Source organism: Phenylobacterium sp. Root700, from assembly GCF_001429025.1.
Lineage (GTDB): Bacteria > Pseudomonadota > Alphaproteobacteria > Caulobacterales > Caulobacteraceae > Phenylobacterium.
In genome coordinates this window covers 393080-405370 of record NZ_LMHT01000011.1, presented here as the reverse complement: position 1 = coordinate 405370, position 12291 = coordinate 393080, and the positions used below count along the sequence as shown (strand labels likewise).

General features: G+C 64.5%; 11 protein-coding genes and 1 pseudogene. 6 read left to right on the top strand and 6 right to left on the bottom strand.

The window, feature by feature from the left end:
* Positions 1-56: 56 nt before the first annotated feature.
* Positions 57-707: pseudogene (locus ASE02_RS22910) on the top strand (aldehyde dehydrogenase family protein); the annotation flags it as partial.
* 35 nt (positions 708-742) lie between these two features.
* Positions 743-1366: an aldehyde dehydrogenase family protein gene (locus tag ASE02_RS22905; RefSeq protein WP_369818529.1), complete on the top strand. Its 624-nt coding sequence runs from the start codon at positions 743-745 to the stop codon at positions 1364-1366.
* A 409-nt stretch (positions 1367-1775) separates the two neighbouring features.
* On the opposite strand, the gene ASE02_RS07410 is transcribed toward ASE02_RS22905, so the two are convergent.
* The 3 genes from ASE02_RS07410 to ASE02_RS07400 form a co-directional block, all read right to left on the bottom strand.
* Positions 1776-3353: an NAD(P)/FAD-dependent oxidoreductase gene (locus ASE02_RS07410; RefSeq protein ID WP_082601914.1), complete on the bottom strand. Its 1578-nt coding sequence runs from the start codon at positions 3351-3353 to the stop codon at positions 1776-1778.
* Between the two features lie 61 nt (positions 3354-3414).
* The gene (locus tag ASE02_RS07405) at positions 3415-4695 is read right to left on the bottom strand and encodes an MFS transporter (protein ID WP_200957627.1); all 1281 of its coding nucleotides are present in this window, start codon (positions 4693-4695) and stop codon (positions 3415-3417) included.
* A 33-nt stretch (positions 4696-4728) separates the two neighbouring features.
* A complete protein-coding gene (locus ASE02_RS07400) occupies positions 4729-6111 on the bottom strand; it encodes an LLM class flavin-dependent oxidoreductase (protein ID WP_056732682.1) in 1383 nt (460 codons plus the stop codon).
* A gap of 207 nt (positions 6112-6318) precedes the next feature.
* Here ASE02_RS07400 and ASE02_RS07395 point away from each other — a divergent pair, with 207 nt between their 5' ends.
* Positions 6319-7215, top strand: a complete 897-nt coding sequence (locus tag ASE02_RS07395) for a TetR/AcrR family transcriptional regulator (RefSeq protein WP_056732681.1) — start codon at positions 6319-6321, stop codon at positions 7213-7215.
* A gap of 39 nt (positions 7216-7254) precedes the next feature.
* Here the strand turns inward: ASE02_RS07395 and ASE02_RS07390 are convergent, their stop codons facing one another.
* From ASE02_RS07390 to ASE02_RS07380, 3 genes are all read right to left on the bottom strand, one after another.
* Positions 7255-7710, bottom strand: coding sequence for a MaoC family dehydratase (locus ASE02_RS07390; RefSeq protein ID WP_056732679.1), 456 nt, complete (start codon positions 7708-7710; stop codon positions 7255-7257).
* Positions 7711-7748: 38 nt separating this feature from the next.
* Positions 7749-8888 carry a class II histone deacetylase gene (locus tag ASE02_RS07385; protein WP_056732677.1) on the bottom strand — a complete coding sequence of 380 codons (1140 nt, stop codon included), beginning with the start codon at positions 8886-8888 and terminating at the stop codon, positions 7749-7751.
* A 362-nt stretch (positions 8889-9250) separates the two neighbouring features.
* Positions 9251-9937: a TetR/AcrR family transcriptional regulator gene (locus tag ASE02_RS07380; RefSeq protein WP_056732675.1), complete on the bottom strand. Its 687-nt coding sequence runs from the start codon at positions 9935-9937 to the stop codon at positions 9251-9253.
* Between the two features lie 115 nt (positions 9938-10052).
* On the opposite strand from ASE02_RS07380, the gene ASE02_RS07375 reads away from it, so the two are divergent.
* From ASE02_RS07375 to ASE02_RS07365, 3 genes are read left to right on the top strand one after another with little or no spacing between them, the layout of a single operon-like run.
* On the top strand, positions 10053-11213 hold the full coding sequence (locus ASE02_RS07375) for an amine dehydrogenase large subunit (RefSeq protein WP_056732673.1): 1161 nt from the start codon (positions 10053-10055) through the stop codon (positions 11211-11213).
* A complete protein-coding gene (locus ASE02_RS07370) occupies positions 11213-11701 on the top strand; it encodes a MauE/DoxX family redox-associated membrane protein (protein ID WP_056732672.1) in 489 nt (162 codons plus the stop codon). Before ASE02_RS07375 ends, ASE02_RS07370 begins: the two co-directional genes overlap by 1 nt.
* The gene (locus ASE02_RS07365) at positions 11698-12291 is read left to right on the top strand and encodes a methylamine dehydrogenase (RefSeq protein WP_056732671.1); all 594 of its coding nucleotides are present in this window, start codon (positions 11698-11700) and stop codon (positions 12289-12291) included. Before ASE02_RS07370 ends, ASE02_RS07365 begins: the two co-directional genes overlap by 4 nt.

The window sequence follows — 12291 nt, the reverse complement described above, 5'->3', positions numbered from 1 at the left end:
GTGCCGGGCAAAAAGCCGGCTTTCAGCCCAAGGCAATAAGGGAGTGGACGGACGCGATGCGCGAGCACCTCAAATTCTATATCGATGGCCAGTGGGTCGATCCTGTCGAGCTGAGGACGCTCGATGTCGAGAACCCGGCGACGGAACAAGTCGTCGGACGCATCGCGCTCGGCTCCGCGGCTGACGTGGACAAGGCCGTAGTGGCCGCGCGCAAGGCGTTCGCGACCTGGTCGCAGACCACTCGCGAAGAGCGCCTCGACGTCCTGAATCGCATTCTGGCGGAGTACCAGAAGCGCTTCGGCGACTTGGCTACCGCTATCACCGAAGAGATGGGGGCGCCGGCCAACCTGGCGCAACGCGCCCAGGCGCCGATCGGCATGGGCCACCTCGGCGCCGCGATCGAAGCGCTGAAGGCCTTCAAGTTCGAGGAAGACCGTGGCCCAACGAGGATCGTCAAGGAGGCGATCGGCGTCTGCGGACTGATCACGCCGTGGAACTGGCCGATGAACCAGATCGTCTGCAAGGTGGCCCCCGCCATCGCGACCGGCTGCACCATGGTGCTGAAGCCGTCGGAAATGGCGCCCTTCAGCGCGCACATCTTCGCTGAAATCCTGCACGCCGCCGGCGTGCCGGCAGGCGTGTTCAACCTGGTCCAGGGCGACGGCCTCGGCGTCGGCGTGCCGCTGTCCAGCCACCCGGACGTGGATNCGCCAAGGGCGTGGGCCGTGGCGTGGCCACCGTGATGACCAACTCCGGTCAGTCCTGCAACGCTCCAACCCGCATGCTGGTCCCGCAGGCGCGTATGGACGAAGCCATCGCCGTCGCCCGCGAAACCGCCAACCAGACGACCGTGGGCGACCCGAACGGCAACAGCCAGCTCGGACCGGTGGTCAACAAGGCCCAATTCGACAAGATCCAGAAGCTGATCCAGACCGGCATCGACGAGGGCGCGACCCTGGTCGCGGGCGGCGTCGGACGTCCAGGCGACCTGGATGTCGGCTACTATGTGAAGCCAACCGTCTTCGCCAACGTCACCCCGGACATGACCATCGCCAAGGAAGAGATCTTTGGTCCGGTGCTGTCGATCCTCGGCTACGAAAGCGTCGATCAGGCCATTCAGATCGGCAATGACTCCGAGTACGGCCTAGCCGCTTACGTCAACGGCGCGGACTTGGCCAAGGCACGCGGAGTGGCCTCCAAGCTGCGCGCCGGCCAAGTGATCATCAACGGAGCCAGCGATATGATGGCGCCCTTCGGTGGTTACAAGATGAGCGGCAACGGGCGCGAGTGGGGCGATTTCGGCTTCAACGAGTTCCTGGAAGTCAAGGCGGTCCTCGGCTACGCCCCGAGCAAAGCAGCCTACTAGAAGCCCTCGGACCCGTAGGCAGAACAGCCTTGTCGTCGCCCCAACTCTCGCAGTGGGGCGTCGGCAAGGCTGACGATGCGGCCGCCGACCCGCCGGTCCGCGCGCCACAGCCGCCGCGCTCCTGCTGGGATCGGCCCAGTTCTCTTGGGCGGGTTGGCGGGCTCTGGAAGCCCGATCCAGTGGCGGTAGGCGCGATGTAGCTCGGCCTTCAATCCCTCATCGTCCGCGAGCTGATCGCTCTCGGCCCCAGCGCTGGTTCGTTGGCGGCGTCACTGTTTGTCGCGCGGTACGGCGTTGAGGGCAGCGTCGGCTTGGCAGGCGGGCTGCTGTCCCTCGCGGCTGGCGCCTTCCTCGTTTCGGGTCGGTTGAGCCCGCCCCGCCAGTTCGGCTGCGCGCCTTGAGCCTGACGTCAGCCAGGCTCCCTGATCGGCTGAGGTACGGCGACAAGGCTCGGCTCACCAGCGGCACGCCGATCCTCCTCGATCGGCCGCCCGGCAGCGTCACGATAGCCAAAGACGTCGCCATCGAGCCGTACGGCCGGCAAGTCCGATTGCTCGGCCCAATAGTCCATGGTTTGCCAGTCCCGCGAAGGGCCGCGCTTTGGCATTAGATGCAGGGCGCGAAGAATGTAGCCGGCGTTGAACACATCGCTGTCCATGCCGGACTTGGAGCCCTCCTCCTGGGCTTCGGGCGGCAGCTGCACTTCGACGCTCGATGCGCCAATCACACGCATCTGGTTGAGAAGCCTGCAGACGAAGTCGCTGACCAAGTGAACGCGCAGCGTCCAACTGGACACTCGGAAGTACCCCATCGTTCGCGCCATGTTCGGGATACCGGTGTGCAAGATGCCCCGATAGCTGACGCTGTCGGAGAATTTCAGAGGCTCGCCGTCGATTTTCATGACGGTGTCCCCGAGCGCGGACATCTCGAACCCGGTCGCTGTGACGACGACATCTGCGTCTAGTTCACGACCGGAGACCAGCCGCAGCCCCGTCGGGGTGAAGCTCTCGATGTGATCAGTGACGACGCTGGCCTTGCCGGTCCGCAAGGCCTTGAAGAGATCCCCGTTCGGTACGAGCGCCACCCGCTGCTGCCAGGGCTTGTAGGTCGGTGTGAAGTGGGCTTCCACCTGATCCGGCGGCAGGAAGGTCGCAACCGTGGCCAACATGGCGGCCTTGGTGGCCTCCGGATCCTCCAGAGCACGGGTGAGCATGATCTGCTGATCGCGGACAATCTTCTTGCGCATGATGTCGTGAACGGTCGCCGGCTCAACGCCAAGGTCGCGCAAGGTGTCCGCGAGGGCATCGCGGTTCGGCGCCGGAGAGAAGTAGGTCGGCGAGCGCTGAAGCATCGTGACGTGTTCGCACTCGGGTGCGAGCGCTGGGACTAGGGTTGCTGCGGTGGCGCCCGAACCGATCACAACGACCCGTTTGCCGCTGAAGTCGAGTTCCTTCGGCCAGGTCTGCGGATGGACGATGCTACCTTCGAACTGCTCCATGCCGGGCCAGCTTGGCGTGTAGCCCTCTCCATGCCGGTAGTAGCCTTGGCACGACCACAGGAAACTGCAGGTGATCTGAAACGGCTTCTGGTCGGCGCCGCGCAGGACTGCGACACGCCAATGCCCTTGGTCGCTCCGCCAATCGGCGGAGATCACGCGACAGCCATAGTGAAAGTGCGATCCCAGGCCGTTCTCCTCGATGGTCTCACCGAGGTACTGGAGTATCTCGTCGCGAGACGCGATTGGACGGCCGGTCCATGGCTTGAAGCGGAAGCCGTAGGTGAACAGGTCGCTGTCGGAGCGTACCCCCGGATACCGATGCGCCAGCCAGGTACCGCCGAAACTCTCGAACGCCTCCAGGACGGCGAAGGATCGATCCGGACACTGACGGGTGAGCTCATAGGCCGCCCCGATCCCAGAGATGCCGGCGCCGAGGATAAGGACGTCGACGTGGTGGGGCAGCTCGGTTTCGTCGGTAGACACGTTCACGGATGCAGCCTTCTGTAGCCTGGGGTCGCGCCCCGTTTAAGATTGGGAATGCGCGTTCTGGTCACCGCCGCCCGCCGGCCAGCCGGATCGCGTCCGGACTGGCGCGCAGCCGAGCCATGGCGAGACAGCCGAACAGGGGACCCAGCGCCAGCATCGTAAAGGCTGCCGGCCAGCTGAGCGCCTGAGCCACGGGGGCCACCAGCTGGATGCTCACCAGAGTCAGGAGGAAGCCGGCGCAGGTCTGCAGGGTCAGCATGGTGCCGACGGAGTCGGGTTCGCTAAGCTCGGCGATGCTGGCGGAGAACTGGGCGGAGTCCGCAATGATGGTCACGCCCCAGACCACGGCGACAGTGCTTACCAGCCAGGGGGGCGCATCCATCAGCCAGCCGATCACGGCGGCGCACGCCCCGCTCGCGGCCATCGCTGAAATCGTAACTGTGGTGCGGCCCCATCGATCGGCGAAGACCCCGCCGAGCCACGCTCCGAGCGCGCCGGCGGCGATTGCGCCGAATGTTACGATCTCGGCCAGGGTGTGGTGGTCGGCCACGCCGGAGCGGCGGAAGCTCTCAGCCAGGAAGACCGCGAGCCACGTCCACATCGCGTAGAGTTCCCACATGTGCCCGAGATAGCCGAGATTGGTGAGGCGGACCGGACGACTTCTCCAAGCCTGCGACATGCGGCCTGGCGCAAGACGCACGGACCGAGGGGCGTTTGGACCCACGCCGGCAAAGAGGATCGCGAGCCCCCCGAAGATCGCGAAACCAGCCGCGGCGAGGTAGATCACCCGCCAGTCCAGGTGGCCGAAGGCGGCAAGCGCGTGCGGGCTTGCGGAGCCCAGAGTCAGCGCGCCCACTAGCAGGCCCACAAGCAGGCCCAAGTCCCCTGAGGCCCACGTGGCGGCCAAGCGCATGCCGATAGGGTAGACGCCCGCGAGCGCCACCCCGGTCAGAAACCGCAGGCCCAGGATACCTGCGCCCGTTGGGGGTAGCGCCGCCAGCGTTAGCGAGGCGACCCCGGCGGCGATCGCGGAGATCATGAAGATGCGTCGCGGATCGTAGCGATCGGGCAGGCCGAGGAATGCGCTGGCGAGGGTGCCCAGTACAAAGCCGGCCTGCACCGCACTCGTGAGCAGCCCGGATTCAAAGCCGGAAAGCGGCGCGCTCCTGGCAAGCGCTGAGGCCGCGGCCGCCGACGCGAACCAGACCGCCATCGCCGCGACCTGCGCCAGGAGTATGACCGCGATTGAAGGCCACTTCCCCGGTAGGCCACCGCCCCAGCCGGACGGGGACGACGCCGGCTTGACCGGCGCCGTAGCGGAACCCAGATCCGTTCCGTGGTTCAACTTAGCCTCCCGCACCGCGACGCCAGCGCGGGCCTAAACGCCTGCTTTCGCCGCGGCATGCTTGCGTAGACGCGCCGCCGGATGGTTGTCCTCCAGGCGCGCGCCTCGGCCGAACAGCTTCTCGCGGTAGGTCCCGGACGCGTAGTCCTTCTTGAACAGGCCGCGGCGCTGCAGTTCCGGGACGACGTAATCGACAATATCGGCGAAGGTTTCGGGCATGACCGCGTAGGCCAGGTTGAAGCCGTCCAGGTCGGACTCCGCCGCCCACGCCTCGAGCTCGTCGGCGATGCGCTGAGGGCCACCGACGAGGACCGGACCGCCACCGCCCAAGCCAACGGTCTGGGCTAGGCTGTCGAGGTCGCGATGTTCAGCCGGTCCGCCCTTGGTGAAGGCCCCGGCTGCGGTCTGGATGGCGTTGCTGCCGGCCGCGCCAGCCGCTACGAGGTCCGGCTTGGAGAAGTCGATCCCGGACCATCCCGCCATCAGCGCCAGGGCGCCCGGTGCGCTCACATACTGCTTGTAGTCCTCGAATTTCGCCTGGGCTTCTTCGTCGGTGGCCGCAGTGATCACCGTCGCCAAGGCGAAGATCTTGATGTCCGAGGGAGCGCGGCCGGCTTCGACCGCGAGCGCGCGCAGATTGGCGACGGCGGTCGCCATCTTGCTCCTCGAGTGTCCTCCGACGAACACGCATTCGGCGTGACGGGCGGCGAAGGCCGTGCCCTTTGAGGATGAGCCGGCCTGATAGAGAACAGGTGTGCGCTGCGGCGACGGCTCGCAGAGGTGGACGGCGTTCACCCGAAAATACTCGCCATCGTGGGCCACGCGGTGGACCTTGGCAGGATCGGTGAAGACGCCCGCGTTCCGATCCTTGCGAACCGCGTCCTCCTCCCAGCTTCCCTCCCAGAAGTCGTACTGGATCGTCACGAACTCTTCGGCGATGTCGTAGCGGGTGTCGTGAGCGACCTGCTTGCCCTGCCCGGCCCCTTTGGCGCCGCTGTCGAGATAGCCGGTGACAATATTCCAGCCGATCCGCCCGTCGGTCATGTGGTCGAGCGTCGACATCCGCCGCGCGAAGGGAAGCGGCGCTTCGTGCGAGAGATTGACCGTGACGGCGAAGGCCAGGTTGTCGGTCGCCTGGGCCATCGGCGGAATAATGAGCAACGGGTCATTGGTAGGCACCTGCACGGCTTCGCGCAGCGCGGTGTCCGGGCTGGCGCCATAGACGTCGTACACACCGACGACATCAGCCAGGAATAGGCCGTCGAACTTGCCCCGCTCCAGCAGGCGCGCGAGCTCGACCCAGTGATCGGTGTGCTTGTAGTCAGCCGACTTGTCGCGCGGATGTCGCCACGTGCCCTGTGACTGGTGTCCGACGCAGTTCATGGCGAAGGCGTTGAGGAAGAGTTCGCGTGCCATGGGGCCTCCCTTTGTTGTTATGTCGAACTTTATACGCCTTGTTCAATATTCGTCAATTGACCAAAATGTGGATCGGCCGAGTTTGTCGCCCGCTCGGCGGCCCGCCGACACGTCAGCGTCGAGGTCACCTGACGAAGCAACGAGAAACGGCTAGGACATGTTAGCTAGGCCTGCGGGAAGCTTGGCAGGCAGAGGACAGCAGAACAGATGATCGGCGCAGACCGCCTTCGCACGCGCACGGGTTCGGGCACTTACCAGACCGGTCGCGATCGCGTCGTCCAGATCCTCGAAACCGCGCTCGATATCATGATCGAGGATGGCTACCAGGCGCTGACCCTTCGGGAGGTCGCGCGCCGGTGCAATATCCAGATCGGCGCCGTCAGCTACTACTATAAGAGCCGCGCCGACCTGCTGCAGGATGTGATCAACATGGTGCTGGTCCCGTACGCGGACAATATCAGCTCCATTGTCCGCGAACCCAGCCTGTCGGCGGAGCAGAAGCTGGAGCGGTTCATCCGCCTCCTCCTGGACGACATCCAGACGAAGCGAACGACCCGTCTATTCCCGCACCTGTGGGTGCTCGCCAACTACGATCCCATCGTGGCCAAGGCGGTGGACAGTATCTACATTTTGGAGCGTCGGACGCTGACGCGCCTGATCGCCGAGATCAATCCTTCGCTCGCCGACCAGGAGCGAGAGGCCCTAGCGGTCTATGTCTCCGCAAGCGTGGCTGGGTCGACGATGTTCGTGGGCTTCGAGAAGCCATGGGCCGGTGAACTGCCGCTTTACAGCGCTATCGCCTGCCACGCTCTGGTCGGCCTGGTGAAGTCAATCACCCCAGACCAACTCAAGGCGTATGGCTGGCGACAGGAGGATCTGAAGCGCAAGTGGAAGACGCCGACCCTGCTCACCGACGAGGAATTTCGCGCACTGTTCACGCGTGCTGACTCGGACGACGCGTCGGCCCTTGCGGATCTCGAACGAGAAGGCTCTGGAGCGCAAGAGAGCGACGACGCGGCCGCGAGTTCGCCCTCCCCCGCCACAGAACAGCCGGCTCCAAAGACTCGCGGACGACGCCCCCGATCGAGCAAAGCAACGAGCTAGCTGGCGGGTCGAAGGCGGCGTGAAAGGGCGAGCGGCGCATCAGCGATGCAGCGGAACGGTGAATGTGGCCGCGATCCCTTCGAGACACGTGTCGCCGTCTTCATTCGTAACGGCGGTCTTCAAGGTGCAGATGGGTTTGTCATCGCGCACCGTGAGCACCTCCACTCGCGCGGTGATCGTTTCGCCCACGCCGACGGCTTTCAGGAACCTCCAATCGCAGGAGAGGAAAACGGTCCCTGGGCCCGGCAAGCTTTCAGCAACGCAAGCGTTGAGCAGCCCGGAGGTGACACCGCCCTGGACGATCAGCTTGCCGAAGACCCTGCTCTCGGCGAGGTCCTTGTCATAGTGGAGCGGGTTATGGTCGCCCGTCATTCCACTGAAGGCCTCGACATCATCCATGCGGGTCCTCCGCGCCCGCTCTGCGACCTGCCCCACGCGCGGCTTGCCCCGGATAGTTCCGGCCCACCCATCGGCCTGACTGAACGCGTCGTTCATGACTCCCTCGCAGACAGTCGATTTGGATCCGGCGCTGATCAGTCGGCCACGCCTGCCTGGCAGGCAGGCTGCGGAACTCGCGCAACGTTCGCCGCCGCAGCGTCGATAGCCTCGGTCTGATGCGGCAGCAGTTCCTGCCCGCCCAGCGCCTTGTGATACTCGAGGTGAGGATCAGACGTTCCGGTCGAAATTCCGGAGAGCTCCTCGAGCACGGCCAACCCGAAGTAGGGCACGGTCCAGCGCGAGTAACCTCCCTCGTGGAGGAACACGAGGCGGCCGCCACACAACTCATCGGCCGCCGCCATGAGCTTTCGCGTGAGTTGGCGGTACCCGTCGGAGTGCATCATCATCCGCCCCATAGGATCCATGGCCCCAGCATCGAAGCCGCTGGGGACGATGATGATGTCAGGTCGGAACGCCTGCAGAGCGGGAATGACGACACGGTCGTAGGCCGCACAATACGCCTCAACGCCACATCCCGGGGGCAGCGGAATGTTGAGATTGGTGCCTTCAGCCCTCCCCTCACCGATCTGCTCCACGAACCCGTCGTCGACGGGATAGAGGCGGTCCTGGTGGATTGAGATCGTCAGCGCGCGAGGCTCCTTGTAGAGCGCCGCCTGAGTGCCGTTGCCGTGATGCACATCCCAATCGACATAGGCGATCCGCTTCACATTGTGGAAGTCGAGGAGATGGCGCCCAGCGATCGCTGCGTTCGAGAAGATGCAAAATCCCATCGAACGGTCCGGCCTGGAGTGATGCCCGGCCGGCCTGAGGAGGGCATAGGCGTTGTCGACCTCGCCGCTCATGACCGCATCCACGGCGGCGATCGCCCCACCGGCGGCCAGCGACGCAATCTCGAAGGCCCCATACGGCACCGGAGCGTCATCCCCAGGTTCCCCACCTGTCGGGAAGCCCGACATGATCTTGATCTGGTTGATGTGATCGCTGGTGTGGACGCGCCCGATTTCGAGCCCCGTGGCAAGACGCGCTGGAATGTCCACGAGCTTCTTCAGAAGCCCGCTCACGTCAACGAGGTTGCGGAATCGTCTAACGACCTCCGGATCGTAAACGTGCCGATCTGGCTGCATCGAGTCGACCCCGCCGCGTACGACCCCGCCGTAGGCCTGAAGCTCGAACCAGGCGAACTTCTCATTCCAGACAAATCCGGTGCGTCTCATGTCAGATCACTCCCTGCTCGTCGCTGGCTGCGCTCGTCTCGCGCGCTCTAAAGGATCCCGCTCGGCCCTCACCTTGCTGACTGGCGGCGGCGTGAGCACGGCGCTCTCGCATCCACGTGCAGCGGCCAGGCGGCCTCGCAGCTGCGCAAATTTACAGCATGGTGACCAATATTAGTCAATCGACCAAAATTGTCGAAGGGCGGCGACACCAAATTCACTGGGATCGGCGCGCGCCAATTGCGCAATCGCTGTGGCTACGATGGCCCGTATTGGTCGAAGGGCAAACGCCGCCCAAACCAGTTGCGGCGCAGCCCTAACTCGACCGGCCTGACCCGCGACATCGGGCCGCCCGCATCCAGAATTTAGGCCGGAACGCCTTGAGGAACGTCAGACTCTTGGATGTTCGAGATCAAATCCATAAAGGCCTTCACAGTTATGGCCTCTATTTGATCCATTTGACCGTGAAACGGCTTCTTGTATCCCGCGAATACAGTCATTCCCTCAATCGAAGCCTGCACCACGATCGACAGTTGATTGCGAAGTTCCACAGACAGATCCGGCCTTAGCTCCGAAATAAGATCGAAGAAGACCTCCCGAGCGCTGTCGTACAGATCATTGACGATATTATAGACAAATTCGTCATGGTTCGACAGAGCCCACAGCTCTGGAAAGACCATCGTTGTCTTCCTGGTCTTGATGTCGTCCAGAAAGAAATTGCACAGATCGCGAAATCTTCCCGCAGGCTGCTCCTCTTCATTCGAAATCTTGTCAGTCACGACCGCCTGGTAGCTCAGACTAACGGCCTCAAACATCGAGCGGACAAGATCCTCCCTCGATGAGAAGTGATAGGTGACGTTGCCTATCTTCAGCCCGCATTCCTTTGCGACCCGGCGCATGGTGATGGCCCGATAGCCCTCGTCCATGAGCAGACGGAACGCCGCGCTGATGATCGTTTCGCGCGTATCGCGCCCGTTCGCGTAGCCCCCTTCTCGCGGCGGAAAAGTCAGGTCGCTGACGAGCGAATATCTGTGGCCATCAGTGTCGGACATGGAGCCCCTCGCACTAGGAATGGCGCGGCCTTAGTCGAATTTAGGACAGTTGACAACATTTGGCCCCGAGGAGCACTCCCCGGACAACGTCACGAATTTGGCGATGAGGGGGACCATGCGACTAGCAACAACGGCGCTCGCACTGATGCTGTCGGCGCCATGCGCAGCACAGACGGCATCGCAGCCGCTACCGGAGGAGGCGATCCCCAGCGTCGTCACCTTGCCGGCGTCGTATCCACCGAGCTGGATCCTAGTTCACGATCTTCACACCGCCTCGATCCTCGACGGCCGGATGGTGATCGCCGACACCGCGGACAAGTCCCGGCCCCTGAAGGGGATGGTCCGGGCGGCCCAGTTCGCCAGCTCGCTCTACTCCCCGTCGCGGCGGGAGATCCTCACAGCCGAGACCTTCTACCCGCGCCTGACCCGCGGTGAGCGGACGGACGCGATCACCATTTGGGATACCGCGACGCTGCGCCCCAAGGGCGAGATCATCCTGCCGGGCGGCAAGCGACAGCAGTCGGTCACCTATTCGGGCCTGTTCCAGCTCACAAACAGCGACAGATGGGCGCTCGTGGCCAACTTCACGCCGACGCAGTCGATCACCGTGGTCGATCTCGACGCGCGCAAGGTGCTGAACGAGATCGACCTGCCCGGCTGCTCGCATATCTATCCGACGGGGGAGCGAGGCTTTTCGAGCTTCTGCGCTGACGGCTCGATGATCAGCATCACGCTGGACGACAAGGGCGCCGTGGCCTCGTCTAAGACAATCGAGGGCGTCCAGGACATCGACAAGCAGCCGATGTTCCAGATGCCGGCGATGATCGGCAAAACGGCCTGGTTCGTGACCTATCACGGCCAGCTCAAGGCGTTCGACCTCTCGGGTCAGGTCGCCAAGCCCCTCGACGTGAATCTCAGCGTCGGCGCCGCCGAGGGCGGTGCGCCAGAGTGGCGCCCAGCCGGGTGGCAGGTCATCGCCTCCGACGCCAAGGGCCGGCTCTATGTGCTGATGAACCCCGCAGGCAAGGAGGGGAGCCACAAGGATGGCGGATCCGAAGTCTGGGTGATCGACCCCGCCAGCGGCGAACGTCTCTCGCGTATCTCTCTACCCAATGGGGCGACATCCATCGTCCTGACCCGTGAGCCGACCCCCCACCTTGTCGCGGCCAGGATGGACGGACCGATCGACGTGCTCGATGCCGCAACCGGCAAGCTGGTCCACAGCCTGGGCAGCAGGATCGCCTCCAACCCGACCGTCCTGACGCCGGGCTCGTGATGCTTTCCGTCACGATCTTCCTGGCCGCGATCCTGGCGTCCTCGGCGGCGCACAAGGTGATCGACTGGCGCAGGCTCGGCCCTGCGACAGCTAAACTGGCCGGCGTGAAGCCGGGCTGGGGCGAGCTGCTCCTGGCGATCGCCGGCTCAGTCGAGGCGTTGGCGGCCATAGCTCTGCTGATGCCGCAGGTGCGCGTCGGCGGCGCCCTAGCCGGCGCCGCCGTCTGGGGCGCTTACAGCCTTGCGCTCGCCGCTCGTCACGGCGCGGTCATCGACTGTGGGTGCTATTTCGCCGAACGTCCCAAGCCGGTCGACAAGATTGCGATCCTTCGTCCGGCCGCACTGGCCGCCCTCGCGCTCGCTGTCGCCGCCGCGCCTATCGGAACGTGGTCGATCGACACGCTCTTCGCTGTCGCAGGCTTCCTCGCCCTGTGGTTCGCCGTTGGCGAGCTCGCCTCCATCAAAGTCTTCGCAAGGACCGGACAATGATCCTGACCTCACAGGTATTGCTGTGGGCCGCTGTCGTGATCCAGGCGGTGCTCATCGCCGCGCTGGCACGGCAGGTCGGCGTTCTCCACGAACGCATCGCCCCCGCCGGCGCCCTCACCCTCCACCAAAATGTTCGAGTCGGCGACACGCCGACGCCGTTGGAACTGAAGGCGATCGACGGCGAAACGGTCGTAGTCGGCGGCAAGCGTTCAGGTCGCAGTCAGCTGGTCTTCTTCGCCTCACCCGACTGTCCGGTCTGCAAGAGCCTGCTGCCGGTTCTGCGCTCGTCGGCCGAGGCCGAACGCGACTGGCTCGACGTCGTGCTGGCCGGCGATGGGGATGCCGCTGCTTACCGCAGGCTGGCCGTTGAACATGGCCTCGGGCGCCTTCCTCTACTCCTGTCCGAGGCCCTAGGGCGGGCCTTCGGCGTCTCCAAGCTCCCCTACGGGGTTCTGCTCGACGAGGGTGGCAAGGTCGCCTCGCTCGGCCTGATCAACAGCCGCGAGCATCTCGAAAGCCTCTTCGAGGCGAAGGAGCGCGGCGTCGCCTCGCTCCAGGAATTTCTAGCCAAACGAAATGGGGCGGCATGA